This window comes from Rhodococcus sp. ACPA1 (assembly GCF_002300195.1).
GTDB lineage: Bacteria > Actinomycetota > Actinomycetes > Mycobacteriales > Mycobacteriaceae > Rhodococcus_F > Rhodococcus_F opacus.
Window position 1 is genome coordinate 753,222 of sequence record NZ_NSDX01000003.1, and the last position, 24,743, is coordinate 777,964.

The 24,743-nt window shown below is 67.5% G+C and carries 20 protein-coding genes and 1 pseudogene; 17 read left to right on the forward strand and 4 right to left on the reverse strand.

Features of this window, described 5'->3' with window-relative positions; translation table 11 throughout:
• The first annotated feature begins 107 nt into the window (after positions 1–107).
• From CJ177_RS14005 to fdhD, 4 genes are read left to right on the forward strand one after another with little or no spacing between them, the layout of a single operon-like run.
• Positions 108–1,193 (forward strand): S-(hydroxymethyl)mycothiol dehydrogenase, encoded by a 1,086-nt coding sequence (locus tag CJ177_RS14005; protein WP_061046188.1) that lies wholly within the window; start codon positions 108–110, stop codon positions 1,191–1,193.
• The gene (locus CJ177_RS14010) at positions 1,190–1,822 is read left to right on the forward strand and encodes an MBL fold metallo-hydrolase (protein WP_005250992.1); all 633 of its coding nucleotides are present in this window, start codon (positions 1,190–1,192) and stop codon (positions 1,820–1,822) included. Before CJ177_RS14005 ends, CJ177_RS14010 begins: the two co-directional genes overlap by 4 nt.
• 4 nt (positions 1,823–1,826) lie before the next feature.
• A complete protein-coding gene (locus CJ177_RS14015) occupies positions 1,827–4,133 on the forward strand; it encodes an FdhF/YdeP family oxidoreductase (RefSeq protein WP_095867953.1) in 2,307 nt (768 codons plus the stop codon).
• On the forward strand, positions 4,133–4,954 hold the full coding sequence (fdhD, locus tag CJ177_RS14020) for a formate dehydrogenase accessory sulfurtransferase FdhD (RefSeq protein ID WP_025433275.1): 822 nt from the start codon (positions 4,133–4,135) through the stop codon (positions 4,952–4,954). The genes CJ177_RS14015 and fdhD overlap by 1 nt, the downstream gene beginning before the upstream one ends.
• A gap of 79 nt (positions 4,955–5,033) precedes the next feature.
• Here the strand turns inward: fdhD and CJ177_RS14025 are convergent, their stop codons facing one another.
• From CJ177_RS14025 to CJ177_RS14040, 4 genes are all read right to left on the reverse strand, one after another.
• Positions 5,034–6,272: a LuxR C-terminal-related transcriptional regulator gene (locus CJ177_RS14025; protein ID WP_095867954.1), complete on the reverse strand. Its 1,239-nt coding sequence runs from the start codon at positions 6,270–6,272 to the stop codon at positions 5,034–5,036.
• 101 nt (positions 6,273–6,373) lie between these two features.
• The gene (locus CJ177_RS14030) at positions 6,374–6,865 is read right to left on the reverse strand and encodes a Clp protease N-terminal domain-containing protein (protein WP_095867955.1); all 492 of its coding nucleotides are present in this window, start codon (positions 6,863–6,865) and stop codon (positions 6,374–6,376) included.
• A complete protein-coding gene (locus CJ177_RS14035; protein ID WP_005251006.1) occupies positions 6,862–7,077 on the reverse strand; it encodes a hypothetical protein in 216 nt (71 codons plus the stop codon). The genes CJ177_RS14030 and CJ177_RS14035 overlap by 4 nt, the downstream gene beginning before the upstream one ends.
• A 59-nt stretch (positions 7,078–7,136) precedes the next feature.
• Positions 7,137–7,907 carry an IclR family transcriptional regulator gene (locus tag CJ177_RS14040; RefSeq protein ID WP_005260937.1) on the reverse strand — a complete coding sequence of 257 codons (771 nt, stop codon included), beginning with the start codon at positions 7,905–7,907 and terminating at the stop codon, positions 7,137–7,139.
• Positions 7,908–8,120: 213 nt separating this feature from the next.
• Here CJ177_RS14040 and dctA point away from each other — a divergent pair, with 213 nt between their 5' ends.
• The 13 genes and pseudogenes from dctA (at position 8,121) to aceE (ending at position 24,730) form a co-directional block, all read left to right on the forward strand.
• Positions 8,121–9,554 carry a C4-dicarboxylate transporter DctA gene (gene dctA, locus CJ177_RS14045; RefSeq protein WP_061046193.1) on the forward strand — a complete coding sequence of 478 codons (1,434 nt, stop codon included), beginning with the start codon at positions 8,121–8,123 and terminating at the stop codon, positions 9,552–9,554.
• A complete protein-coding gene (locus tag CJ177_RS14050; protein ID WP_005251009.1) occupies positions 9,547–10,329 on the forward strand; it encodes an MTAP family purine nucleoside phosphorylase in 783 nt (260 codons plus the stop codon). Before dctA ends, CJ177_RS14050 begins: the two co-directional genes overlap by 8 nt.
• A gap of 4 nt (positions 10,330–10,333) precedes the next feature.
• Positions 10,334–10,741: a gamma-glutamylcyclotransferase gene (locus tag CJ177_RS14055; RefSeq protein ID WP_005251010.1), complete on the forward strand. Its 408-nt coding sequence runs from the start codon at positions 10,334–10,336 to the stop codon at positions 10,739–10,741.
• A gap of 26 nt (positions 10,742–10,767) precedes the next feature.
• Complete coding sequence (locus CJ177_RS14060; RefSeq protein WP_061046194.1) at positions 10,768–11,589, forward strand: hydroxypyruvate isomerase family protein; 822 nt, start codon at positions 10,768–10,770, stop codon at positions 11,587–11,589.
• A gap of 33 nt (positions 11,590–11,622) precedes the next feature.
• On the forward strand, positions 11,623–12,507 hold the full coding sequence (locus CJ177_RS14065) for a 2-hydroxy-3-oxopropionate reductase (protein WP_005251013.1): 885 nt from the start codon (positions 11,623–11,625) through the stop codon (positions 12,505–12,507).
• 36 nt (positions 12,508–12,543) lie between these two features.
• Positions 12,544–14,349, forward strand: a complete 1,806-nt coding sequence (gene gcl, locus CJ177_RS14070; RefSeq protein WP_061046196.1) for a glyoxylate carboligase — start codon at positions 12,544–12,546, stop codon at positions 14,347–14,349.
• Positions 14,350–14,357: 8 nt separating this feature from the next.
• Entirely contained in the window at positions 14,358–15,509 is a 1,152-nt protein-coding gene (locus CJ177_RS14075; RefSeq protein WP_095867956.1) for a glycerate kinase, read from the forward strand.
• Positions 15,506–16,564 (forward strand): allantoicase, encoded by a 1,059-nt coding sequence (alc, locus tag CJ177_RS14080; RefSeq protein ID WP_095867957.1) that lies wholly within the window; start codon positions 15,506–15,508, stop codon positions 16,562–16,564. Before CJ177_RS14075 ends, alc begins: the two co-directional genes overlap by 4 nt.
• 30 nt (positions 16,565–16,594) lie before the next feature.
• The gene (locus CJ177_RS14085; RefSeq protein ID WP_061698099.1) at positions 16,595–17,992 is read left to right on the forward strand and encodes an NAD-dependent malic enzyme; all 1,398 of its coding nucleotides are present in this window, start codon (positions 16,595–16,597) and stop codon (positions 17,990–17,992) included.
• Positions 17,985–19,327 (forward strand): annotated as a pseudogene (gene allB, locus CJ177_RS14090) (allantoinase AllB). Before CJ177_RS14085 ends, allB begins: the two are co-directional and overlap by 8 nt.
• A gap of 207 nt (positions 19,328–19,534) precedes the next feature.
• Entirely contained in the window at positions 19,535–21,064 is a 1,530-nt protein-coding gene (locus tag CJ177_RS14095) for an NCS1 family nucleobase:cation symporter-1 (RefSeq protein ID WP_095867958.1), read from the forward strand.
• Between the two features lie 12 nt (positions 21,065–21,076).
• Positions 21,077–21,805, forward strand: coding sequence for an aspartate/glutamate racemase family protein (locus CJ177_RS14100; protein WP_061046201.1), 729 nt, complete (start codon positions 21,077–21,079; stop codon positions 21,803–21,805).
• Positions 21,806–21,889: 84 nt separating this feature from the next.
• The gene (gene aceE / locus CJ177_RS14105; protein ID WP_095867959.1) at positions 21,890–24,730 is read left to right on the forward strand and encodes a pyruvate dehydrogenase (acetyl-transferring), homodimeric type; all 2,841 of its coding nucleotides are present in this window, start codon (positions 21,890–21,892) and stop codon (positions 24,728–24,730) included.
• The last annotated feature ends 13 nt before the right edge of the window (positions 24,731–24,743 follow it).

The following is a 24,743-nucleotide window of genomic DNA, read 5'->3' on the forward strand; positions in this document are numbered from 1 at the left end:
TTCGATCAGTCCCTCCGTGATGTTCCGGAACGTAAGGTCTCGGGAGAGGTGCATATATGGCCATGCATCGATCCCGCTATGACTGATCGACCGAAGGAATGAGTCCAATGCCGCAGCAGGTACGAGGCGTCATCGCCCGCTCCAAGGGTGCCCCCGTCGAGATCGCGACCGTCAACATTCCGGACCCCGGTCCCGGAGAGGTGGTAGTCGACATCGCGGCATGCGGTGTGTGCCACACGGACCTCACCTACCGCGACGGCGGGATCAACGACGAGTTCCCGTTCCTGCTCGGCCACGAGGCTTCCGGCATCGTCGAGAGTGTCGGCGAAGGCGTCACCTCCGTGGCCGTCGGCGACTTCGTCGTCCTCAACTGGCGCGCCGTGTGCGGTCAGTGCCGCGCCTGTAAGCGCGGCCGCCCGCAGTACTGCTTCGACACACACAACGCTGCACAGAAGATGACGCTCGAGGACGGCACCGAACTCACGCCCGCCCTGGGGATCGGCGCGTTCGCCGACAAGACGCTCGTCCACGCCGGACAGTGCACCAAGGTGGATGCCTCCGCGGACCCGGCAGTCGTCGGGCTGCTCGGCTGCGGCGTGATGGCCGGCCTCGGTGCCGCCGTGAACACCGGCAACGTCTCCCGCGGAGACACCGTCGCCGTCATCGGCTGCGGTGGTGTCGGCGACGCCGCGATCATGGGCGCCCGCCTGGCAGGCGCCGTGAAGATCATCGCGATCGACCGTGACGACAAGAAGCTCGAGTGGGCGAAGGACCTGGGCGCGACGCACACGATCAACGGCGCCGACGTCGATGCGGTCGAGGCCGTGCAGGAACTCACCGGCGGTTTCGGTGCCGACGTCGTGATCGATGCGGTCGGCCGCCCGGAGACGTGGAAGCAGGCGTTCTACGCCCGCGACCTCGCCGGCACCGTCGTGCTGGTCGGTGTCCCGACCCCCGACATGACCCTCGAGATGCCGCTGATCGACTTCTTCTCCCGCGGCGGATCCCTGAAGTCGTCGTGGTACGGCGACTGCCTGCCCGAGCGTGACTTCCCGATGCTCGTCGACCTGTACCAGCAGGGCCGGCTGCCGCTGGAGAAGTTCGTCACCGAGCGCATCAAGATCGACGAGGTGGAAGCGGCATTCCACAGCATGCACGCCGGTGAGGTGCTGCGTTCGGTGGTCGTCCTGTGAGCGGCGCGCTCAGGATCGAGCGGGTCGTCACCGAGGGAACGTTCGCCCTCGACGGCGGAGAGTGGAACGTCGACAACAACATCTGGCTGATCGGTGACGACACCGACGTCGTGATCGTCGACGCCGCCCATGCCGCGCAGCCGATCATCGACGCGGTCGGCGACCGGCACGTGAACGCCGTGATCTGCACCCACGGTCACAACGACCACGTCACCGTCGCCCCCGAACTCGGCACGCGGCTCCACGCACCCGTTCTCCTGCACCCCGGCGACGACGTGCTGTGGAAGATGAGCCACCCCGAGGAGCTGTACTGGCACCTCGAGGACGAACAGCGGATCGCCATCGCGGGCACCGAGATCCAGGTGATCCACTCACCGGGTCACTCGCCCGGGTCGGTGTGTCTGTATCTGCCCGAGGCCGGGGCACTGTTCTCCGGTGACACCCTGTTCTCGGGTGGCCCCGGCGCCACGGGGCGGTCGTACTCGGATTTCCCGACCATCATCGGGTCGATCCGCGACCGGTTGTTCGCTCTTCCCGAAGAAACGCTCGTCCACACCGGTCACGGTGACGGAACCACGATCGGCACCGAGGCCCCGCACCTCGCCGAATGGATTGCACGAGGAAACTGACTCCATGACCGACACCACCGACAGGTACACCTTCGACGAAGACGATGTCATCGTCACGCACGAGAAATCCTATGCGGCAGGTGTTCCTGCGGTGTTGGTGTCGTTGCGTCGTGGGCTCGAGCAGATGGGTCCGGTGCGCACGGCCCGGACGTTGATGAAGTTGAACCAGCGGGAAGGGTTCGACTGTCCGGGGTGTGCGTGGCCGGAGACTCCGGGGCACCGCAAGCATGCGGAGTTCTGTGAGAACGGGGCGAAGGCGGTGGCGGAGGAGGCGACCACCCGAACGGTGACGCCGGAGTTCTTCGCCGAGCATTCGGTGTCGGATCTGCTGGGTCGGACCGAGTTCTGGTTGGGGCAGCAGGGCCGGTTGACGCATCCGATGGTGTTGCTGCCGGGGTCGTCGCATTACGAGCCGATCGGCTGGGATGCGGCGTTCGCGATGATCGCCGGCGAGTTGCGGGCGTTGGCATCACCACACGAGGCGGTGTTCTACACGTCCGGGCGCACCAGCAATGAAGCGGCGTTCGTGTACCAGTTGATGATCCGGGCGTTCGGGACGAACAACCTGCCGGACTGTTCGAACATGTGCCACGAATCGTCGGGTAGTGCGTTGGTGGAGACGATCGGGATCGGGAAGGGGTCGGTGTCGGTTCCCGACCTCGAGAACGCCGACCTGATCCTGATCGCCGGGCAGAACCCGGGCACCAACCACCCGCGGATGCTCTCGACCCTGGAGAAGGCGAAGGCCAACGGGGCGAAGGTGATCGCGATCAACCCGCTGCCGGAGGCCGGGTTGATGCGGTTCAAGGATCCGCAGAAGGTGCACGGGGTGGTCGGGGACGGTGTGCAGATCGCGGACGAGTTCCTGCAGATCCGGATCGGCGGCGACCAGGCCCTGTTCCAGGGTGTGGGCCGGTTGCTGCTCGAGGCGGAGGACCGCAATCCCGGGACCGTGCTGGACCGCGAGTTCATCGACCGGCACACCGCAGGCTTCGAGGAGTGCGCGTCGCATCTGCGGCAGGTCGATCTGGGCACGGTGGCGGCGGCGACCGGGCTGACCCTCGCGCAGATCCAGCAGACGGCGGACGCGTTGATCTCCTCGAAGAAGACCATCATCTGCTGGGCGATGGGGTTGACCCAGCAGACGCACGGGGTCGCGACCATCCAGGACGCGGTGAACCTGCTGCTGTTGCAGGGGATGATCGGCAAACCCGGGGCCGGGGTGTGCCCGGTCCGCGGGCATTCGAACGTGCAGGGCGACCGGACGATGGGCATCTGGGAGAAGATGCCCGAATCGTTCCTGGCCGCTCTCGACGCCGAATTCGGAATCCGGTCACCGCGGGAGCACGGCCTGGACGCGGTCGACTCGATTCGGGCGATGCGGGACGGGAAGGCGTCGGTGTTCCTCGGAATGGGCGGCAACTTCGTCTCGGCGACCCCGGACACCGAGACCACCGAGGCCGCGTTGCGGGGCTGTGCGCTGACGGTGCAGGTGTCGACGAAACTGAACCGCTCCCACCTGGTCACCGGGCGGACCGCGCTGATCCTGCCCTCGTTGGGCCGCACCGACAAGGACGTGCAGTCCGGTAAGAAACAGCAGGTCACGGTCGAGGACTCGATGTCGATGGTGCACCTGTCCCGCGGCAGCCTCACACCCGCCAGCGACCAGTTGCGCAGCGAGGTCGCCATCGTGTGCGGGATCGCGCAGGCCTTGTTCGGTCCCGGGCACTCAGTGCCCTGGACGGAATTCACCGCCGACTACGACCGCATCCGCGATTCCATCGCACGGGTCATTCCCGGGTTCGAGGACTTCAACCGTAAGGTCCGCCGGCCGGACGGGTTCGGGTTGCCGCACCCACCGAGGGACGAGCGCCGGTTCGTCACCGGCACGGGGAAGGCCAATTTCACGGTCAACGAGCTGTCCTGGCTGCCGGTGCCCGAGGACCGGTTGATGTTGCAGACGATGCGCTCGCACGATCAGTACAACACCACCATCTACGGTCTCGACGACCGCTACCGCGGTGTCAAAGGCGGACGCCGGGTGCTGTTCATCGCCCCCGAGGACATCGCCGCGTTCGGGTACGCCGACGGGGACCGGGTGGATCTGGTCTCCGAGTGGGAAGCCCCGGACGGGACGGTGCAGGAGCGCCGCGCCGACGATTTCCGGTTGGTGCCGTACCCGACGCCGCGGGGGAACGTCGCCGCCTACTACCCGGAGACGAATCCGCTGATCCCGCTCGATCACGTGGCCCGCAAGTCGAACACCCCGGTGTCGAAGGCGATCACGATCCGTCTCGAACGGCGTCTGTGATGGGGCGTGTGACCACCCGGACCCCGGTCACCCGGATCACCGACACCCGGCAGTCCACCCGCCCGGACACCGTGGTGGTGGAGGAGCCGCTCGAGATCCGGGTGAACGGGACACCGCTGGCGGTCACCATGCGCACCCCTGGATCGGATGTCGAACTGGCGCAGGGGTTTCTGCTGACCGAGGGCATCATCGCCGACCGCGCGGACATCGCGTCGATCCGCTACTGCAACAGCGTCGACGACAACGGTGTCAACACCTACAACGTCCTCGACGTCGATCTCGCGCCCGGGGTGTTCCTCCCCGACACCGGAATCGAACGCAACTTCTACACCACCTCCTCGTGCGGGGTGTGCGGGAAGGCGTCCCTGGACGCGATCCGGCAGCGGACGAAGCACTCACCGGCCACCGACACGGTGCGGGTGCCGGCCGCGACGATCTCGGAGCTGCCCGACCGGTTGCGGGCCGCGCAAAAGGTGTTCGAGACCACCGGGGGCTTGCACGCGGCCGGATTGTTCACCCGGACCGGGGAACTGCTCGCGATCAAAGAGGACGTGGGGCGGCACAATGCCGTCGACAAGCTGATCGGCTGGGCCACCGAACAGAACCGGGTCCCGCTGCGGGGGAGCATCCTGCTGGTGTCCGGCCGGGCGTCGTTCGAGCTGGCGCAGAAGGCGGTGATGGCCGGCATCCCGATCCTCGCCGCCGTGTCCGCGCCCTCCTCGCTGGCGATAGACCTCGCCCACGACACCGGCCTCACCCTCATCGGGTTCCTCCGCGGCACCACCATGAACATCTACACCCACCCCGACCGCATCACCTGACGTGAGTGGCAAAGCGTGCGCCCGCACACTTTGCCACTCACGTGCGGGGGTCGGTGCCGGATCGGGGGCGCCTCGACGCTCATGCGTGCCTGCTGGTGGTGTCGGCGCGGATGCCGGCCTCGAGGGCGATCGCGCCCGCCTCACCTCGGGACGCCACACCGAGCTTCTTCAGCACACCCGCGACATGGAATTTGACCGTGCTCTCGCTGATACCGAGGCTGTCGGCGATCGCCTTGTTCCGCTTGCCCGTCGCGAGGTGACCCAGGACCTCGAGTTCGCGGGGGTTGAGGTCGCCGAGTTGCTGTTCGTCCGGTCGCGCCATCGGTATGTCGAGTGGGATCGCGACGGCCACCCGGGAGCCCCACCCGTCGACCGACTCGACGTCGATCCGGCCACCGAGTGTGTGCACCCGGCCGGACAGTTGCCGCACCAGCGCGTCGGTGTCGAGACCACCGTCGCCGTCGTCGCGGACCTCGACGAGGAGGTTCGCGCCGTCGCAGTCCCAGGCGATGCGGATTCGCTCCAGGGCGGCCTGCGCCGCGAACGCCAGGATGGCGCTCCGCACGACGGCCCGCGCCGCGCTGGCGACCTCGCCGGGCAGCGCGCGACCGTCCACCGGCGGATCGACGTAGTCGACGCGCACGGGCCGGTGCTGGAGCAGCGGTCGCAGTTCGCCCTGCAGCCGGGCGAACGCGGTGGTGACGGCTTCCTCCGCGAGGTTGCGGTCGGACTCGCCTGCGGAGCGCAGAGTCACCAGCGCCGAGGACGCCGTCTCGCTCGCCGTGATCCGCGACCGGCGGTCGTCGAGGTCCTTGGACCGGAGCGTCGACAGGATCGATTCGAGCGTCGCCGCGTGCAGGTCCGTCAGCTCCACGATGGTCCTGGCCCGTTCGCTCGACGCTGCCCGTGACTCCGCCAGGTACGCGGGGCTCGCCTGCGCCACCTGATGCCGGATCGACACGGCGACGACGCCGAACGCCCCGGCCACCAGCGGGACCTCACGAATGCGCTGCCGCGGCTTGGGGAGAACGAGGAGAAGGGTGCCCGTCGCGTCCAGCAGCGCCCACACCTTCCGCTTCGCGCCGGCAATCACGGTCTGGTCGTCGAACGGGGTGCCTTCCGTCATGCGGGTGCGCAGCGCGTCCAGTTCGGCGATGGTGACGCGTTCGACCACCGACGGATCGCCGCTGACCTTGCGGGGACGTCCCGTGCATTCCCGGGTGAAGATCACCAGCGCGGTGTGCGGCCAGATGTCGGCGAGGAACTTGGAGAAGCGGACGGCGATGTCGGGCAGCGGACCGTCGATGACGTCCCGCATGGAACCGAGAACATCTGCAGGGGACACAGAAGTCGAGCTGGGAAGAACCACGTGTCGAGCCTATCCGCGCAGGCGGCGAACACCGGGCCTGGGCCGTCCGCTCACGATGCCGGCTCGGCCCGGGCGGCGTCGACGACGTCGGACCGGAGGAGCCCCAGTGATTCCAGTGCCCGCGCCGCGGTGCCGTGCGTGATGGTGGCGACGGCTGCGACGATGTCGGCTCCGACGATCGGTCTCCGTTCCGACTTCGCGAGAGCCACCGCAGTGCGGAACACGGCCTGGGCCGGTTCGGTCAGCCGCAGCGGCCCGGTGCGGGGGCGGCTCAGTGCGCTGGGGGCGACGCCCGCGTCCGTCATGCCTGCCGCCGCGAGGGCGTTCCCGTGCACACGAATGACCGCCTCGCGCAGTGCGTCCCGGTTCGATCCGAGACGCTCGAACACCCGGCGGGCCGTACCGTCCCGCAGCGCGAACGAGGCGAGCAGCAGATGCTCGAGACCCGGTTCCCGGTCGCCCAGCCGGTCGGCCTCGGCCTCCGTTTCGGAGAACAGCGTTTTCATCGTCCGCATGTCGCGCCATGCCCGGGTGAACTTCATCGTGTGCCCCTCGTCTTCGTGTCGGAGGATCGTCCGGGACCGAGGCGTTTGTGCGCCGCCTGACCCGAGACGCCGAGAGCCTGACCGATGTCCGCCCAGGTCCAGCCGGCGGACAGTGCGTGTGCGACGGCGTCACGCTCGAGCTGATCGGCCTGACGCCGCAGCGCGACGACGGCAGCGAAAGCGGTCGCCGGGTTCGGATCGTCACCCACGGGATCAACTTAAGTTGATGAGACGGATCCGTCAACCTTTGTTGATGGGTCGACCGGCTTCAGAGTGCGGCGTTCTTGTCGAACTCGGTGCCGAGTTCCTTCGCCACGCGCTTGAGCAGCGGCACGATGTGGTCTGCCGACTCGAGGGTGACCCGGGCCGCGGGCCCGGAGACGGAGATGGCTGTGGGGGTCGGAGCGTTCGGCACCGGCACCGAGAAGCAGCGGACGCCGATCTCCTGCTCGCCCTCGTCGATCGCGAACCCGCGGTTTCTGCTCAATTCGAGATCGGCGATCAGCATGTCGGGGTCGGTCAGGGAGTTCTCGGTGTACGTCGTCATGCCGGTCCGGCCGACCAGTGAGCGCACGGCGTCATTCGAGAGTTGCATGAGGATGGCCTTGCCGACGCCGGTGCAGTGCGGGTAGACGCGTCGGCCGACCTCGGTGAACATGCGCATCGCGTGCTCGGACGGCACCTGCGCGACGTAGACGGCCATGGTTCCGTCGAGGACGGCCATGTTTGCGGTCTCGCCGGTGCCTCGCACCAGTTCGGACAGGTGCGGCCGTGACCAGGCGCCGATCAGCTGGGTGGCGCTCTCGCCGAGGCGAATGAGCTTGGGCCCGAGCGCGTACCGCCGGGTCGGTAGTTGCCGCACGTATCCGCGGTTCATCAGTGTGCGGATGAGCCGGTGGATGGTCGGGAGGGGGAGTCCGGCCAGGTCGGCGAGTTCGCTGACCCCGATGGACCCGCCGGCGCTCGCCATGATCTCGAGTATGTCGAATGCGCGCTCGACCGACTGCACGCCGCCAGCCGGACTCTGACCGTTCGTCATGTCTGTCTCCATCCTCTGACTGCACGAGAGCCCCCACATTCTTTCCGTCAGACGGAAAGGGCGCTCCGTATGACGATAGCGCGGGAGTGGCGGATCGCGACGATTCCTTCGCTACATCGGTTGACAAACCCCGGTGTGACGGCGTTCACTATATCGAGATACGAAATACAACTTCCATAATATGGAAAACGCCAAGCCCCGAGGGAGGGCCCCGTGTCTGAAGTCGAAATCGCTGCGAAACCCACAAAGCAGCGTTGGTACAGATCACTTTTCGTCCAGGTCCTGATCGGAATTGCCCTGGGCATCGCCACCGGAATCCTGTTTCCGGAGTTCTCCCATCACCTGGCGCCGCTGGGTGAGGGCTTCATCAAGCTGATCAAAATGGTCGTGTCCCCGCTGATCTTCCTGGTGATCGTCACCGGCATCGCCAAGGTCGGCAGCATGAAAGCGCTCGGAAAGATCGGCGGCAAGGCGCTGCTCTGGTTCACGGCCGCGACGACCTTCGCGCTCGGGCTCGGCCTGCTCGTCGGAAACCTCGTCAAGCCGGGTAGCGGGCTCAACATCGACCCGGCCACGCTGGACACCAGCGCCCTGGACGAGAAGACGCAGGGCGGCCACCTGCCGGGTGGCGTCGAGTTCGTCATGCACATCATCCCGACCAGCGTGTTCGATGCGTTCGCACAGAACAACCTGCTGCAGGTGCTGCTGTTCGCGATCCTGTTCGGCGTCGCGCTGGCGTCCTTCAGTGAATCGGCTCCGCCGATCCTGATGGATGTGATCGACCAGACGCTGCACGTCATCTTCCGCATCGTCGGCTACATCATGTACTTGGCGCCTATCGGTGCGTTCGGTGCGATGGCATTCACCGTCGGCAATTACGGTGCCGGCTCCCTCAAATCCTTCGGAGTCCTCATCCTGGCGTGCTACGGCGCCGCACTGGTCTTCATCGCCGTCCTGTCGATCGTGGTCAAGCTGATCACCGGAGTGAACGCGTGGAAGTTCATCAAGTACTGCCGCGAAGAATTCATGCTCGCCCTGGGCACCGGATCGTCCGAGGCGGTCATGCCCCGCATCATCAAGAAGTTGGACAACGCGGGATGCGACCGCGCCGTCGTCGGTCTGGTGATCCCTACCGGCTACTCGTTCAACCTCGACGGAGCCGCGATCTACCTGTCGCTGGCGATGATGTTCCTGGCGCAGGCGGTCGGGGTGGACCTCGGCTTCGGCGAGCAGCTCGCGATCATGGGCATCCTCATTCTCAGCTCCAAGGGGATGGCGGGTGTGCCGGGGTCGGCCTTCGTCGCCCTGTCCGCGACCGCTGCCGCGATCGGCGCGTTCCCCGTGGCCGCCGTCGCGTTGCTGCTCGGCGCCGACCGGCTCATGGACTCCATGCGCGTATTCACGAACCTGCTCGGCAACTGCCTCGCCACGTTCGTGGTCGCGAACTGGGAGGGCATGCTCGACAAGGACAAGATGCGAGCGGTTCTCGACGGGAAGGTCACACCCGACGACCCGGACGACGTCACCATCCACCCGCACCCGGGGCACGAACACCTCCAGGACGCTCCGGCACGGCCGGCGATCGAGAGGCGCGAAGCGCTGACCACGAACGGGGCCTCGGAAGGAACGGTGAACCACCATGCCTGACACCCAGCCCACCGTCGCAGTGCTCGGCACCTGGGGTTACTACGGACTCCTCGACGACGCCGAGCAGGTTCAGGTCGACACCCCGTACGGGCCGACGTCGGACAGCATCGTCCTCGGGTCCTCAGGGGGCCGCCGGCTCGCCTACCTGACCCGCACCGGACGGCACCGCGACATCCCGCCCCACCGCATCAATGCCCGCGCGAACATCTGGGCCCTGCACAGCCTGGGCGTGCGCACGATCCTCGCGCCCACCCCGTCCGGCTCGCTGCGACCGGCGATCGGCGTCGGCTCGGTCGTCGTGCCCGACCAGCTCGTCGACCGCACCGGTCGCACCGACGACACCTTCCACGACGACGACGTCCACGTGTCCTTCGCGGATCCGTTCTGCGTCCGCGGACGCCAGGCGGTGGTCTCGACGCTCCGCAGGAGCGGATGGGTGGTCAACGACGGCGGCGTGATGGTGGCGATCCGCGGTCCCCGATTCTCGACCCGCGCCGAATCACGCTGGTACGCGGCCCAGGGATGGGACCTGATCAGCATGACCCCGTACCCGGAGGCGGCGCTGGCCCGTGAACTGGGCATGTCCTACACCTGCATCGCCCTGGTCACCGATCACGACGTCATCAGCGACACCCCGTGGCCGGTCACCCAGGACCTGGTGCGCGAAGGACTCGACGCCAACACCAAACGACTACGCGAAGCGCTGCTTCAGGTAGCGATCGAACTGGCAGGCAAGCCCGAACCGGCGACACCTGCCCACGGAAGAAGGAGCTGACAAGATGGCCGAATTGTTCTGCAACGGTGGAGCGATGCGTGGCGGAAACCTGCATCACAACGTGTCCGCGCACACGTTCCTCGGCACGGTCCGGACCGCACCGAAGTACCGATTCTTCTCCGTACGTGACGAATTCCCCGCACTGCTGCTGGCGGAGACCGGTGGAGCCGCGATCGAGGGCGAACTCTACGACGTCCCGATCGGCGACATTCGCACCGACTTCCTCCCCGAGGAGCCCGAGGAACTCGAGCTCACCGTGATCGAACTGTCCGACGGCCGTTCGGTTCTGGCGGTAGGTCTGCGACCGGGCCTCCTCGGGAGCAGAGCCGACGAGCTCAGCGAGATCACCGATCACGGCGGCTGGCGACGCTATCGCGGCCTGCCCGAGCCCGACAACACCACAGTCTCCTGAACACCCCGAAAGTGGAAGAACAACCGATGGATACCTTGGCCTACACCCTGAACTGCTCGATCCTGCTCACCGACGTGCCACTCCTGCAGCGCCCGCAGGCTGCCCGCGACGCCGGATTCGACGCCGTCGAATTCTGGTGGCCCTTCGACACCGCCGTACCGCGGGACAGCGACGTCGACGCGTTCGTGGCCGCGATCGAGAACGCCGGAGTGCAGCTCACCGGGTTGAACTTCGCGGCGGGCAACATGCCGGCGGGTGACCGCGGACTGCTGTCCGACCCGGCGCAGGTCTCGGCGTTCCGCGACAACATCGACATCACCGTCGGAATCGGAGAACGACTGGGCACCAAAGCTTTCAACGCCCTGTATGGTAATCGTATCGACGGCGCGGATCCGAAGATTCAGGACGACACGGCCGCCGAGAACCTCGCCCAGGCGGGCAAGGCGGCGGACCGCATCGGTGCGGTCGTGCTCGTCGAACCGGTCAGCGGCACGCCGGCGTACCCGCTGAAGAGCGCGGCCGAGGCGATCGCCGTGATCGACCGGGTGAAGGCCGAGCACGGTGTCGACTCGCTCCGGCTCCTCGCGGACCTCTACCACCTCGAGGTCAACGGCGACGACGTCGGCGCCGCGATCGACGCGTACGCCGATCGCATCGGGCACGTCCAGATCGCGGATGCTCCGGGTCGCGGAGAACCCGGCACCGGAACGCTCGACATCGACGGCTACCTGAAGAGGCTCGCCGGACACGGCTACCGCGGATATGTCGGGCTCGAATACAAGTCCACCCGGCCGGACACCTTCGACTGGTTGCCCCGCGAACAGCGCGCGTCCCGCGCCGCCCACTGACACACACCACTTTCGACGGAATCGAGGAGACTCGTGAGCACTATCGCATTCATCGGACTCGGAATCATGGGTAGCCCCATGGCCGTTCATCTCGCCAAGGCCGGCCACCAGGTAGTCGGATACAACCGCTCGCCCGAGCGCACCGCGGCACTCGTCGAAGCCGGCGGCACCGCAGCGGACTCGATCGCCAAGGCAGTCGGCGGCGCCGACGTCGTGGCCGTGATGGTCCCCGACTCGCCCGACGTGCAGGCCGTGCTCGCCGGCGAGGACGGAGTCTTCGAGCACGCGCCGGCAGGCGCTCTGATCATCGACTTCTCCAGCATCCGGCCCGACGTCACCACCGCACTCGCCGCGCAGGCGGCCGAGCGTGGATTCCGGCTGATCGACGCCCCGGTATCGGGTGGCGAGGCCGGTGCGGTCAACGCCGCACTGTCGATCATGGTCGGCGGCGCCCCGGAAGACTTCGAGTCGGCCAGGCCGATCCTCGACGTCGTCGGGAAGACGGTGGTCCATGTGGGCCCGAACGGATCCGGGCAGACGGTGAAGGCAGCGAACCAGCTGATCGTCGCCGGCAACATCCAGCTGCTCGCCGAGGCGATCATCTTCCTCGAGGCCTACGGTGTCGACACCGCGGCCGCGGTGGAGGTACTCGGCGGCGGGCTCGCCGGATCGGCCGTCCTGAACCAGAAGGCGCAGAAGATGCTGGACCGGTCGTTCGAACCCGGATTCCGTATCGACCTGCACCACAAGGACCTCGGCATCGTGACCAGCGCTGCCCGTGAGGCCGGCGTCGTGACACCCCTCGGCGCCGTCGTCGCCCAGCTGATGGCCTCCGCCCGTGCGAACGGTGATGGTGGCCTGGATCATTCGGGCCTGCTGCGCGGAGTGGAGCGGCTGTCCGGCCGCCCCTCCCAGTGACCCGCCTCAACTCGTAATCCTCGATGGAGAACTGATATGCCTCGTATGCGCGCCGCTGATGCAGCGGTCAAGATTCTGGAACTCGAAGGTGCCACCCAGGCCTTCGGCCTCCCCGGTGCGGCGATCAACCCGTTCTACGCGGCAATGCGTGACCACGGTGGGATCAAGCACGTCCTCGCCCGCCACGTCGAGGGCGCATCCCACATGGCCGAGGGATTCACCCGCGCCAAGGCCGGAAACATCGGTGTCTGCATCGGGACGTCCGGGCCGGCGGGGACCGACATGATCACCGGTCTGTACTCGGCCATGGCGGACTCGATTCCGATCCTCGCGATCACCGGGCAGGCCCCGGTCGCGCGCCTGCACAAGGAAGACTTCCAGGCCGTCGACATCGCCGCGATCGCGGGTCCGGTCACGAAGATGGCGATGACGGTGCTCGAGCCGGCCCAGGTTCCCGGTGCGTTCGCGCAGGCATTTCACCTGATGCGGTCCGGCAGGCCCGGACCGGTGCTCATCGACCTGCCGATCGACGTGCAACTGGCGGAGATCGAGTTCGACCCGGACACCTACCAGCCGCTGCCCGTGTACAAGCCGGCCGCGACCCGGGCGCAGGCGGAGAAGGCCCTCGACATGCTGGGGGCCGCCGACCGCCCGCTGATCGTCGCCGGCGGCGGCATCATCAACGCCGACGCCGCGGATCTGCTGGTGGAACTGGCGGAACTGCTGGACGTTCCGGTGGTGCCGACGCTGATGGGCTGGGGAACCATCCCGGACGACCACCGCCTCGCCGCGGGCATGGTCGGTCTGCAGACCGCCCACCGGTACGGCAACGCGACCATGCTGGCGTCGGACTTCGTCCTGGGCATCGGCAACCGCTGGGCCAACCGGCACACGGGCGGCCTCGACACCTACCGCAAGGGGCGCAAGTTCGTTCACGTCGACATCGAACCCACGCAGATCGGGCGCGTGTTCGCACCGGACTACGGGATCGTCTCCGACGCCAAGGCGGCGCTCGAGCTGTTCGTCGCCGTCGCGAAGGAGCGTAAGGCCGCCGGAACCCTCGCGGACCGCAGCACCTGGGTCGAGGACTGTGCCACCCGGAAGCGGACCATGCAGCGCAAGACCCACTTCGACGACGTCCCGGTCAAACCGCAGCGGGTGTACGAGGAGATGAACCGCGTTTTCGGGCGCAACACCCGGTACGTCAGCACGATCGGGCTCTCGCAGATCGCCGGCGGCCAGTTCCTGCACGTCTACAAGGCGCGCAACTGGATCAACTGCGGGCAGGCCGGGCCGCTGGGCTGGACCATCCCCGCCGCCCTCGGAGTGGTTGCCGCGGAGCCGGAGACGCCCGTCGTGGCGCTGTCCGGTGACTACGACTTCCAGTTCATGATCGAGGAACTGGCGGTGGGCGCCCAGTTCAACCTGCCGTACATCCACGTCGTGGTGAACAACTCCTACCTGGGACTGATCCGTCAGGCGCAGCGCGCGTTCGACATGGACTTCTGCGTGCAGCTGGGCTTCGACAACATCAACACCCAGGAGTCCACCGAGCACGAGACGATGCCTGCGGTCCCGAAGGGGTACGGCGTCGATCACGTCAAGGTCGCCGAGGGGCTGGGCTGCAAGGCGCTGCGGGTCACCGAGCCCGGCGAGATCGCCGGCGCACTGGAGAAGGCCCGTGAGCTCGCCGGTGAGCACAAGGTGCCGGTGGTGGTCGAGGTCTTCCTCGAGCGGGTCACCAACATCGCGATGGGCACCGAACTCGACAACGTCGCCGAGTTCGAGGATCTGGCGGAGAGCTGGGAGCACGCTCCCACAGCCCTCATGCTGCTGGACTAGGGGGCACCGTGACACGTGTACTGGTCGCACCCGACAAGTTCAAGGGATCCCTCACCGCGGCGGAAGTGGCGGACGCCCTCGCCGACGGACTCCTGGCCGGTGATCCGTCTTGGGTGATCGATCGTGTTCCGGTCGCGGACGGCGGCGACGGCACCGTCGCCGCGGCCGTCGCCGCAGGGTGGTCTCCGGTCGCGGTGACCACCACGGGGCCGACAGGTCGGCCCGTCACCTCGTCCTACGCGGTGCGCGGCTCGACCGCGGTGGTCGAACTGGCTTCGGCCGTGGGCTTGGTACTGCTCCCGGACGGTGCGTCGGATCCCTTGGGTGCCAGTACATTCGGACTCGGCACCGTCGTCAGGCACGCGCTGGAGGGGGGAGCTCGCGAGATCACCGTCGGTCTCGGGGGCAGCGCGTCAACCGACGGCGGTGCCGGCTTGTTACAGGCTCTCGGCGTGCGTGTCCTCGACGCCGGCGGCAACGAGGTCGCGCAAGGGGGAGCGGCGCTGCGCCGGGCCGCCCGGGTCGACCTGACCGGTCTCCACCCAGCGGGGCGTGCGGCGCACTTCCGGCTCGCCTGCGACGTCGACAATCCGCTCCTCGGCCCGACCGGGGCCACTGCCGTGTACGCAAGCCAGAAAGGCGCAGCCGCAGAAGAACTGGTCGTGCTCGAGGACGCCATGACCCGGTGGGCGCAGGTCGTGCGCGCCGCGACCGGCCGCGACGACAGCCGGGTCGCGGGGGCGGGCGCTGCGGGAGGCGCGGCGTTCGGCGCGATCTCGGTGCTGGGGGCCGACACCCGGCCCGGCATCGACACGGTCCTCGGGCTCGTCGATTTTCCCGGGAGGCTCGCGGGGGCGGACCTCGTCATCACCGGTGAGGGATCACTCGACGAGCAGAGCCTCCACGGCAAGGCGCCGATCGGCGTCGCGACCGAGGCGCGCAGGGCCGGCATCCCCGTCATCGCCGTATGTGGCCGAAACCTGCTCAGCGACATCCAATTACACAGCGCCGGCATCTCCGCGGCATACGCACTCGCGGACCTGGAACCGGACCTTCATCGATCGATCAGGGATGCGGCGGAACTACTGCGCCGGATCGGCTGCACGATCGCGGCATCGACTGCCGAACTCGCACCACTCAGCACACGAGGAGAATCATGACGTCATCCGACTTCACCGCACTACCCGACCTCGCCTCACGCGCCCTCGGCGGAAGCGTATCCGCGGCCAACGACGAACTGTTCGCCCAGCGGGAGAACCTCATCAAGGCGGAGGCCCCGTTCTTCGACCCGTCCGATTTCGGGCACAAGGGCAAGGTGTACGACGGGTGGGAGACCCGCCGCCGCCGCGACGACGGCCACGACTACGCGATCGTCCGGCTCGGGGCCGCGGGCATCATCCACGGGATCGTCGTGGACACCGCGCACTTCAAGGGCAACTACCCGCCCTTCATCTCCATCGAGGCGGCGTCGATCGAGGGCTACCCGTCCATCGAGGAGGTCATGAAGGCGGATTGGCAGACCATCGTCGAGAAGTCCCCGGCCGAGGGGCATGCCGCGAACGCCTACGCCGTCGCCGACCGGCACCGGTGGACACACGTGCGGCTGTCGATCTACCCCGACGGCGGCGTCGCGCGGTTGCGTGTGCACGGTGAGGTCGTGCCCGACCCGCGGTTCCTGGACGGGACGGTGGACCTGCTGGCCGCGGAGAACGGCGGACGCCTCGTCGGCTGTTCCGACGCGTTCTACGCGTCGCCCGCGAACATCATCCTTCCCGGGCGGGCCCGCAACATGGGGGAGGGCTGGGAGAACTCCCGGCGTCGTGGCGGCGGAAACGACTTCGCGGTGTTCTCGCTGGCGGCGGCCGGCCTTCCCCGGCACGTCGAGATCGACACCAGCTACTACGTGGGGAATGCCCCCGGCTGGGTGCGGCTGAGCACCGCCGACGCGCGCACCGCCGACATCGCAGACGAGGGCGCGTGGACCGAACTGCTGCCGCGCACGGCCGTACAACCCGACACGCGGCACCGCTTCGTTCTGGACGGCACCGCCGCGGCGACCCACCTGCGACTCGACGTCTACCCCGACGGCGGCCTGTCCCGGCTGCGGCTGTTCGGCGACCTCGACGCGACAGCGCTGTCGGAGACGCGACGCACCTGGTGGGAAGCCCTTCCCCAGAGCCATCAAGCGCTCGTCGCCGACCAGGCGCCGCGCTAGCCCCTACCTGACGATCCCGAGGAAACACGCATGCCCAATCCCAGTCCCGGTTACTCCATCACCGTTCGCGTCACGGCCCCGGTCGGCGCAGGCACCACCTCGACTCTCGCCGGGGCGGTGGCCTCCGTGAAGGGCGCCATGACCGCGTTGGACGTGGTGGAGAGCCACCCCGACCACATGGTCATCGACGTGACGTGCGACGCCTCCGACGTCGATCACGCCGAGCAGATCGCGTCCGCGATCGCCGACGTGCCCGGCGTCGTGGTCGGCAAGGTCAGTGACCGCACGTTCCTGCTCCATCTCGGCGGGAAACTCGAAGTGGTGCCGAAGGTTCCGCTCAAGCACCGCGACGACCTGTCCCGCGCGTACACACCCGGTGTCGCCCGGGTCTGCACCGCGATCGCGGAGAACCCCGAGGACGTGCGGCGGCTGACGATCAAGCGCAACACCGTCGCGGTCGTCACCGACGGCTCGGCCGTGCTGGGTTTGGGAAACATCGGCGCCGCCGCGTCGATTCCCGTGATGGAGGGCAAGGCGGCCCTGTTCAAGCAGTTCGCGGACGTCGACGCGTGGCCGGTCTGCCTGGACACCCAGGACACGGACGCGATCGTCGAGATCGTCCGGGCCCTCGCTCCGGTGTACGGCGGAATCAACCTCGAGGACATCTCCGCCCCGCGCTGCTTCGAGATCGAGGCACGGCTCCGCGAGATGCTGGACATCCCGGTGTTCCACGACGATCAGCACGGCACCGCCATCGTGGTTCTCGCCGCACTGACCAACGCACTGCGGGTGGTCGAGAAGAGCCTCGACACGGTGAAGATCGTGGTCTCGGGTGTCGGCGCCGCCGGACACGCGATCATCCGACTGCTGGTCGCGCAGGGTGCGACGAACATCGTGGCGTGCGGGCGGAACGGAATCCTCTCGCCGGACGACACGTCCGACTCGTTCCGGTCCTGGATCGCGGACAACACCAACCCGGAAGCGCGGTCCGGATCGCTGCGGGACGCAGTGGTCGGCGCGGACGTGTTCATCGGTGTCTCGGCACCGGACATTCTGACCGGCGACGACATCGCGACGATGGGTCCCGACTCGATCGTGTTCGCCCTCGCGAATCCGGTCCCCGAGGTCGATCCCGTCGCCGCCGGACAGCACGCTGCCGTCGTCGCGACCGGCCGGTCCGACTTCCCGAACCAGATCAACAACGTGCTCGCGTTCCCGGGCGTGTTCCGTGGTCTGCTCGACGCGCACGCCGTCGAGATCACCGACGACATGCTCATCGCCGCGGCCCGGGCGATCTCCGATTCGGTGTCCCCGTCGGAGCTCAATCCCACATACATCGTGCCGAGCGTGTTCGATGCAGCCGTGGCCCCGGCCGTGGCGGCAGCGGTGCGCGGCATCGCCGACGCAGGTCGTGAAGGCGATGTCTGACCCGCTCGACCTGCTGTTCCGTGCCCCGCGGGTGATCACCGCGGCGGGGGAGGTCGCCCGCTGCGTGGGCGTGCGGGACGGCCGGATCGTCGTCATCGAACCGTTCGGCGCCCAGCTCGACGCGGAGGTCGTCGTCGAACTGGGCGACGACGAGGTGCTGATCCCCGGTCTCGTCGACACTCACGTGCACGTCAACGAGCCGGGCCGCACCGAATGGGAGGGCTTCGCGAGCGCGACCCGCGCGGCTGCGGCCGGCGGCGTGACCACGATCGTCGACATGCCGCTCAACAGCATCCCGCCGACCGTCGACGCCCTGGCACTGGACGTGAAACGCCGGTCGCCGCCGATCAGGCATACGTCGACGTCGGATTCTGGGGCGGCGCCGTGCCCGGCAACGTCCCGGACCTGCGGGCCCTGCACGACGCGGGCGTGTTCGGATTCAAATGCTTCCTGCTGCACTCCGGCGTCGACGAGTTTCCGCCGCTGGATCCGGCCGAGCTCGAACTGGCGCTGAAGGACATCGCGGGCTTCGGCGCGATGATGATCGTGCACGCGGAAGACGCACACGCGATCGACCGCGCGACGTCGCCAGGTGGGGAGAACTACTCGGACTTCCTCGACTCGCGGCCGCGCGGTGCTGAGAATCTCGCCATCGCAGAGGTTATCGAGCTGGCCCGGTGGACCGGGTGCAGGGTGCACATCCTGCACCTGTCGAGCTCCGATGCGTTGCCGATGATCGCGTCGGCCCGCAAGGACGGCGTGAAGCTCACCGTGGAGACGTGCCCGCACTATCTGTCGTTCGTCTCGGAAGAGATACCCTCGGGGGCAACGCAATTCAAGTGCTGCCCGCCGATCCGTGAAGCCGGGAACCGTGAACTGCTGTGGCAGGGCCTGGCCGACGGCGTGATCGATTGCGTCGTCACCGATCACTCCCCGTGCACGGTCGACCTCAAGAGATTCGACATTGGCGACTTCGGTGTCGCGTGGGGCGGCATCGCCTCGCTGCAGGTGTCGCTGTCCGCGGTGTGGTCGGAGGCCAAACGTCGCGGGCACAGCCTGAACGACGTGGTCCGGTGGATGGCGGAGAACCCGGCCGAGCAGGTCGGGCTGAACACGAAAGGGCACATAGCGCTGGGGTACGCGGCGGATTTCGCCGTGTTCGCGCCCGAGGAGGCGTTCGTCGTCGACGTGGCCGCCCTGCAGCACAAGAATCCCGTCTCCGCCTACGATCGGCGTGCCCTCGCCGGCGTCGTGCGCAGTACCTGGCTGGCCGGCAAGCGGATCGACCTCGACGAGGCGCCCCGGGGGCGGCTGCTCAGCCGCGGACTGGCCTGACACCGCCGCGACCTCACCCGCTATCGCGCTGGATCCGAAAGATCCAGTGCTGCAGCGGGTTTGTCGTGTTCCGGGTGGTGCGGCACCAAGATATATCCTGCGGAAATCATTGACCGGTCACTGTTGCCTGGCTCACACTTGGAGGGACCAATGGAACAAGCTTTCCGTGATACGGAAGTTCGTTCGCCGCCACGCAAGGACAGGCACATGCTCATAGACGACACAGTCTCGCGGCACACCACTACCGTCGCGACGCCGACGCCGACGCCGACGCCGACAGCGACCGAGACGAGTACCGCACTCTACAACCTGGACCTGGCACCCACGAAGGCCTCGGGTCGCCGCTGGGGTAGCTACAGCATCTTCACGTTGTGGACCAACGACGTCCACAACATCGCGAACTACTCGTTCGCCATCGGCCTGTTCGCGCTCGGGCTGGGCGGCGGCCACATGATCCTGTCGCTCATGATCGGAGCGGTCATCGTGTGCGTCGCGATGACCTACGCCGGCTTCATGGGACAGAAGACGGGCGTGCCCTTCCCCGTGATGAGCCGGATCAGTTTCGGAATCCGTGGCGCCCAGATTCCCGCCATCGTCCGCGCGGTCATCGCGATCGTCTGGTTCGGAATCCAGACCTACCTCGCGTCGATCGTCTTCCGGATCTTCCTCGTCGCCGTGGCGCCGTCGCTCGACCGCTTCGACCAGAACTCGATCCTGGGACTCTCCAGCCTCGGGTGGATCTGCTTCATCGGGATCTGGGCGATCCAGATCGTCGTCCTCGTCTACGGGATGGAGGCCGTGCGCCGATTCGAGAGTCTGGCCGGTCCGCTGATCCTGGTCACGGTCGGCTCGCTCGCCCTGTGGATGCTGTTCCGCACCGACTTCTCCATCGCCTGGACGTCCGATCAGCCCGCTTCGGGCGGGGAGATGTGGCGGCAGGTCTTCGCAGGCGCAGCCCTGTGGATGTCGATCTACGGCACCCTGATCCTCAACTTCTGCGACTTCTCGCGGCGCTCCCCGTCGAAGACTGCCGTCGTGCGCGGCAACTTCTGGGGACTGTTCGTCAACGTCCTCGCGTTCGCCGTCATCGCGTTCATTCTGTGCGGCGCCCAGTTCCAGATCGACGGAACCATCATCGACAGCCCCACCGACATCGTCGCGGCGATCCCGAACACCCTGTTCCTGTCGCTGGCCTGCCTGGCCCTCGTGATCGTGACGATGGCCGTCAACGTCATGGCGAACTTCGTCGCACCGTCGTACGTGCTGTCGAACCTCGCCCCCGAGAAGATCAGCTTCCGCAAGGCCGGCATCATCAGCGCCTGCATCGGCGTGGTCCTGCTGCCCTGGAATCTCTACGACAGCCCCGTGGTGATCAACTACTTCCTCGGCGGCCTCGGCGCCGTCCTCGGCCCGCTGTTCGGCATCATCTTCGTCGACTACTGGTTCATCCGCCGCACGAAGGTCGACGTACCCGCCCTCTACTCCGACAGCCCGACCGGACCCTACTACTACCGCAAGGGATTCAACCTGCGGGCCATCTATGCCCTCGTTCCCGCCGCGCTCGTCAGTACCCTGTTCGCGATCGTCCCCGCCTTCCATCTCGTCGCCCCGTTCTCCTGGTTCATCGGAGCGGGCCTGGCGGCAGCAATCTACGCGGTCGTCGGCGACCGCACCCGGCAGTACGCGGACGTGTCCGGCGAGTCCATCGCCGTGGACAGCGGCCACGGCGACCACTGACAGGAGCTTTCGATGCGTATTCTCGTCGTCAACGTCAACACCACCACGTCCATCACGGACGCCATCGCCAAACAGGCCGAGGCCGCCGCGGCACCCGGTACCGAGATCGTCGGGCTCACACCGGAGATCGGTGCGGAATCCGTGGAAGGGAACTTCGAGAGCTACCTCGCCGCGATCGCCGTGATGGACCGGGTCCGGTCGTACGCGGAACCGTACGACGCGGTGATCCAGGCCGGATACGGCGAACACGGCAGGGAAGGCCTGCAGGAGTTGCTCGACGTACCCGTCGTAGACATCACCGAGGCGTCCGCAAGTATCGCAATGATGCTGGGACACAAGTACTCCGTGGTCACCACCCTCGACCGCACCGTACCGCTCATCGAAGACCGGCTCCGGCTCGCGGGCCTCGACACCAAGTGCGCGAGTGTACGCGCGAGCGGTCTGCCCGTGCTCGCGCTGGAATCCGACCCCGAGCGCACGATCGAGGCGATCGTCGACGAGGCCGAAGCTGCTGTGCGCGAAGACAAGGCCGAGGTGATCTGCCTCGGCTGCGGTGGAATGGCCGGCCTCGACGACCGGATCCGTGAGCGCGCCGGCGTTCCGGTGGTCGACGGCGTCAGTGCCGCTGTCAAATTAGCGGAATCTCTTGTAGGGTTGGGTCTCTCGACTTCGAAGGTGCGAACCTACGCGCCCCCGCGTCCCAAGCAGATCACAGGATGGCCGCTCGCGAAACCGCAGTAGTCCCCTGTGCAGTGAGTTGTACAGCTTCGTCCTCACCCCGGACGGCCACTACGGCGCCCTATCCCGCGCCCGCAACGATGGAGTATCCCTTTGCTCGAACAGACCACGACCTCCGTAGACCCCGGCCGCGCCGGCTCGGTTCGCGTCATCCGTGAGGGTGTTGCGTCTTATCTGCCGGATATCGACCCGGACGAGACCACGGAGTGGTTGGAATCGTTCGACGGACTGTTGGACCGGTCCGGACCGACCCGTGCCCGGTATCTGATGTTGCGGATGCTCGAGCGGGCCGGGGAGAAGCACGTCGCGTTGCCGGCGTTGACGTCGACCGATTATGTGAACACCATCCCGACGGAGAACGAGCCGTGGTTCCCCGGGGACGAGGAGACCGAGCGCCGGTACCGGGCGTTCATCCGGTGGAACGCGGCGGTGATGGTGACCCGCGCGCAGCGGCCGGGGGTCGGCGTCGGCGGCCACATTTCGACGTATGCGTCGTCGGCGGCCCTGTACGAGGTGGGGTTCAACCACTTCTTCCGCGGCAAGGACCACCCCGGGGGTGGGGATCAGATCTTCATCCAGGGCCACGCCTCGCCGGGCATCTACGCCCGCGCGTTCTTGGAGGGGCGGATCCCGGCGGAGCGGATGGACGGGTTCCGGCAGGAACACTCGCACGCCGACGAGGGCGGCGGGCTGCCGTCGTACCCGCACCCCCGCCTGCTGCCCGATTTCTGGGAGTTCCCGACCGTGTCGATGGGCCTGGGCCCGATGAACGCGATCTACCAGGCCCGGTTCAACCACTACCTGCACGACCGCGGCATCAAGGACACCTCCGATCAGCACGTGTGGGCGTTTTTGGGTGACGGCGAGATGGACGAACCCGAATCCCGGGGTCTGGCGCACGTGGCGGCCACCGAAGGTTTGGACAACCTGACGTTCGTGGTGAACTGCAACCTGCAGCGCCTCGACGGCCCGGTCCGCGGCAACGGCAAGATCATCCAGGAGTTGGAGTCGTTCTTCCGCGGCGCCGGCTGGAACGTGATCAAGGTGGTGTGGGGCCGCGAGTGGGACGCGTTGTTGCACGCGGACCGGGACGGCGCCCTGGTCAACCTGATGAACGTCACCCCGGACGGTGACTACCAGACGTACAAGGCCAACGACGGCGGATATGTGCGGGAGCACTTCTTCGGCCGGGACCCGCGGACGAAGGAACTGGTCGCGAACCTCTCGGATCGGGACATCTGGAACCTCAAGCGCGGCGGCCACGACTACCGCAAGATCTACGCCGCGTACGCGGCGGCGATGGCGCACAAGGGGCAGCCCACGGTGATCCTGGCGCACACCATCAAGGGCTACACCCTGGGCAAGCACTTCGAGGGCCGCAACGCCACCCACCAGATGAAGAAGCTGACCCTCGATGATCTGAAGAATTTCCGGGACCTGCAGCGGATCCCGATCTCCGACGCCGAGTTGGAGAAGGACCCGAAGATGCCGCCGTACTACCACCCCGGTAAGGACGCCCCGGAAATCCAGTACATGCTCGACCGGCGCCGGGCGTTGGGTGGGTTCCTGCCGCAGCGCCGCACCAGTGTGGCACCGTTGCCGATGCCGCCGGACTCGACCTACGACGTGGTCCGCAAGGGCTCCGGCAAGCAGCAGGTCGCGACCACGATGGCGTTGGTGCGGATCATGAAGGAATTGTTGCGGGACAAGGAGATCGGCAAGCGGATCGTGCCGATCATCCCGGACGAGGCCCGCACCTTCGGGATGGACTCCTGGTTCCCCTCGCTCAAGATCTACAACCGCAACGGCCAGCTCTACACCGCGGTGGATGCGGACCTGATGCTCGCCTACAAGGAATCGGAGATCGGGCAGATCCTGCACGAGGGCATCAACGAGGCCGGCTCGACCGCCTCGTTCACCGCGGTCGGCACCTCCTATGCCACCCACGGTGAGCCGATGATCCCGCTGTACATCTTCTACTCGATGTTCGGGTTCCAGCGCACCGGCGACGGCCTGTGGGCGGCGGCCGATCAGATGGCCCGCGGCTTCGTCCTCGGCGCCACCGCCGGCCGCACCACCCTCACCGGCGAAGGCCTGCAGCACGCCGACGGGCACTCGCTGCTGCTGGCCTCGACCAACCCGGCCGCCGTCGCCTACGACCCGGCGTTCTCCTACGAGATCGCGCACATCGTCAAGGACGGGCTGCGCCGCATGTACGGCGGCACCGACGGGGTGGACGGGTTCGGTGGGGAGGACATCTTCTACTACATCACCCTCTACAACGAGCCCTACTCCCAGCCCGCCGAACCCGCCGACCTCAACGTCGAGGGCCTGCTCAAGGGCATGTACCTGTTCAAAAAGTCCGAGGCATCCGGCGACTCCGCGCCACAGGATGGGCACTCCGCAGGCTCCGCGCCTCGAGCGCAGATTTTGGTCTCCGGTGTCACCATGCCCGAGGGGCTGCGGGCCCAGCAGCTGCTCGCCGACGAGTGGGGTGTGGCCGCCGACGTGTGGTCGGTCACCTCCTGGGGTGAACTGCGCCGCGACGGCATCGAATCGGAGCGCCAGGCCCTGCGCGACCCCGGCACCGACGCCCCGCTGCCGTACGTCACGCAGGCCCTGTCCGACGCCGCCGGCCCGTTCGTGGCGGCCTCGGACTGGATGCGCGCGGTCGCCGACCAGATCCGTCAGTGGGTCCCCGGCTCGTACACCACCCTCGGCACCGACGGGTTCGGCTTCTCCGACACCCGCCCCGCCGCCCGCCGGTACTTCAACGTCGACGCCGAATCCATCGTCGTCGCCGTGCTGTCCGCCCTCGCCGGCGAAGGCACCCTCGACCGCTCCAAGGCCGTCGAGGCCGCCAACCGGTACCGCATCGACGACGTCCGCGCCTCGGCCGTCTCCTACGCCGACACCGGCAGCGCCTAGAACGGAATCGAAA

Excerpts from the sequence above, each read along its gene's own strand:
- CJ177_RS14085 (WP_061698099.1), top strand. The coding sequence starts at position 16,595 with ATGCCCAATCCCAGTCCCGGTTACTCCATCACCGTTCGCGTCACGGCC.
- CJ177_RS14050 (WP_005251009.1), top strand. The coding sequence starts at position 9,547 with ATGCCTGACACCCAGCCCACCGTCGCAGTGCTCGGCACCTGGGGTTAC.
- CJ177_RS14030 (WP_095867955.1), bottom strand. The coding sequence starts at position 6,865 with ATGAAGTTCACCCGGGCATGGCGCGACATGCGGACGATGAAAACGCTG.
- CJ177_RS14055 (WP_005251010.1), top strand. The coding sequence starts at position 10,334 with ATGGCCGAATTGTTCTGCAACGGTGGAGCGATGCGTGGCGGAAACCTG.
- fdhD (WP_025433275.1), top strand. The coding sequence starts at position 4,133 with ATGGGGCGTGTGACCACCCGGACCCCGGTCACCCGGATCACCGACACC.
- CJ177_RS14060 (WP_061046194.1), top strand. The coding sequence starts at position 10,768 with ATGGATACCTTGGCCTACACCCTGAACTGCTCGATCCTGCTCACCGAC.
- CJ177_RS14005 (WP_061046188.1), top strand. The coding sequence starts at position 108 with ATGCCGCAGCAGGTACGAGGCGTCATCGCCCGCTCCAAGGGTGCCCCC.
- CJ177_RS14095 (WP_095867958.1), top strand. The coding sequence starts at position 19,535 with ATGCTCATAGACGACACAGTCTCGCGGCACACCACTACCGTCGCGACG.
- alc (WP_095867957.1), top strand. The coding sequence starts at position 15,506 with ATGACGTCATCCGACTTCACCGCACTACCCGACCTCGCCTCACGCGCC.
- CJ177_RS14015 (WP_095867953.1), top strand. The coding sequence starts at position 1,827 with ATGACCGACACCACCGACAGGTACACCTTCGACGAAGACGATGTCATC.
- CJ177_RS14040 (WP_005260937.1), bottom strand. The coding sequence starts at position 7,907 with ATGACGAACGGTCAGAGTCCGGCTGGCGGCGTGCAGTCGGTCGAGCGC.
- CJ177_RS14100 (WP_061046201.1), top strand. The coding sequence starts at position 21,077 with ATGCGTATTCTCGTCGTCAACGTCAACACCACCACGTCCATCACGGAC.
- CJ177_RS14025 (WP_095867954.1), bottom strand. The coding sequence starts at position 6,272 with ATGCGGGACGTCATCGACGGTCCGCTGCCCGACATCGCCGTCCGCTTC.
- gcl (WP_061046196.1), top strand. The coding sequence starts at position 12,544 with ATGCCTCGTATGCGCGCCGCTGATGCAGCGGTCAAGATTCTGGAACTC.